This window comes from Mesorhizobium sp. M7A.F.Ca.CA.004.06.1.1 (assembly GCF_003999135.1).
Lineage (GTDB): Bacteria > Pseudomonadota > Alphaproteobacteria > Rhizobiales > Rhizobiaceae > Mesorhizobium.
In genome coordinates, this window is the sequence record NZ_RZPQ01001052.1 from 1 (window position 1) to 1,556 (window position 1,556).

Annotated in this window: 2 protein-coding genes and 1 pseudogene; 1 reads left to right on the top strand and 2 read right to left on the bottom strand. The window is 65.4% G+C overall.

Annotation, left to right across the window (positions count from 1 at the left end; translation table 11 throughout):
* Positions 1-639: 2-dehydro-3-deoxy-phosphogluconate aldolase (locus EN906_RS33710; protein ID WP_127272614.1), on the top strand; the 639-nt coding region annotated here is incomplete at its 5' end.
* A 73-nt stretch (positions 640-712) separates the two neighbouring features.
* Here the strand turns inward: EN906_RS33710 and EN906_RS33715 are convergent.
* Positions 713-904: a hypothetical protein gene (locus tag EN906_RS33715; RefSeq protein ID WP_127272097.1), complete on the bottom strand. Its 192-nt coding sequence runs from the start codon at positions 902-904 to the stop codon at positions 713-715.
* Between the two features lie 165 nt (positions 905-1,069).
* Positions 1,070-1,556, bottom strand: a pseudogene (locus EN906_RS33720) (peptidase M15); the annotation flags it as partial.

Sequence of the window (1,556 nt, forward strand, 5' to 3'; positions counted from 1 at the left end):
ATGCCCAGCAATACCGAAAAACTCTTGTCGCTCCTCAACGGCCAGCCGGTCATCCCGGTGCTGAAGATCTCTGATATCGCCAATGCCGTGCCGCTGGCGCGCGCGCTGGCGCGCGGCGGCCTGCCGGCAATCGAGATCACGCTGAGGACCGCCGATGCGCTGGAAGCGATCCGGCGGGTCGCTGGGGAAGTCGAGGACGCCATCGTCGGCGCCGGCACCATTCTCGATGCCAGGCAGTTCGAAGAGGCGGCTGCCGCGGGCTCGCGCTTCATCGTCAGCCCCGGCATCACCCGCGAGCTTCTGTCGGCAGCCGCCGGCAGCGATGTTCCGTTGCTGCCCGGCGCCATCACGCCCGGCGAGATCATGGCTGCACGGGAAGCCGGCTTGCGCTTCCTGAAATTCTTCCCGGCCGAGCAGTCGGGCGGCATCGCTTCGCTGAAAGCCTTTGCCTCGCCGCTCGCCGATGTGAAATTCTGCCCGACCGGCGGCATCTCGGCCAAGAACGCGGCCGACTATCTCAGCCTGCCCAACGTGGTCTGCGTCGGCGGCTCCTGGGTGGCGCCCGACGACCTCGTCAAAGCCGGCAAGTGGGACGAGATCGAAGCCCTGGCGCGCGCCGCGAGCAAGCTTGCGAAATAAGGCCTCGGCCACGGGATGAAGAAACCCGGCCGACTCGCGTCGACCGGGTTTGCCAAATCGGCTCCGAAGCTGATCAGCTGCAGACCCGGACCTTTTCAACCACCCTGTGGTGATGCTTCCAGCTTGTGACCACCTTGGTCCGGCAGTGCTTCTTCATGTGCATATGGTCATGAGTTTTGACGACAATGGTCTCGGCCTGCGTAGGGGCGATAGCCGCCGAAGCGGTTGCCAATGCGATGACCGATGCCAATAGGATGTTCTTCATGGATCTCCCCGGGTTTGAACGAACCTATGTTAACCCAGGGAATAGGCCGACCGTTCCGGCTTCACGAGAAGTTCAGCCGAGCGTGACCGTGCAGGCTGGCCCGGTTCGCTGAACAGCAAAAAGCCGCGCTGGTTGCCCGGCGCGGCTTTGCCGATTGATCTGCCGTCATTTGGTCTGGAAGCGGGCTACCGACATGAACTTGACGGCGTTGCCGGTGAAGCGGTTGGCATCGGCCACCTGGCTGCTCGGCTGGAAGCCGGCCGTGTAGACCTCGCTCGGCGCCGTGTGCACGATGCTGTAGGCGTAGCCCGGCGCCGTCGTCGCGCTTGAAACGGTGGCGACATGGTCGCCGCTGGTCAATGCCCAGCGGGCGGCCTGCGGTGCGGCTGCAACCACCATGGCCTTGGGGCCCGGCTTCAGGTCGCGGGCGGTGGCTCTCGATTCCTTGCGGGTCGTCTTGACGCCGGCGCCGATCGCGGCGGCCGGATCGGAACCGACTGGGCGGGCAACGACGGCATCGCGCGGCGATGCGGCGTTGGTGCCTGGATCGTTGAACGCCGAACGCGGCTCGGATCCGGACAAGGAAGCAAGCTGGTAATCGGCCGCACCGACCTGGGCATTGGCCTCGTCGAGCACGGCCTTGACCGCATCC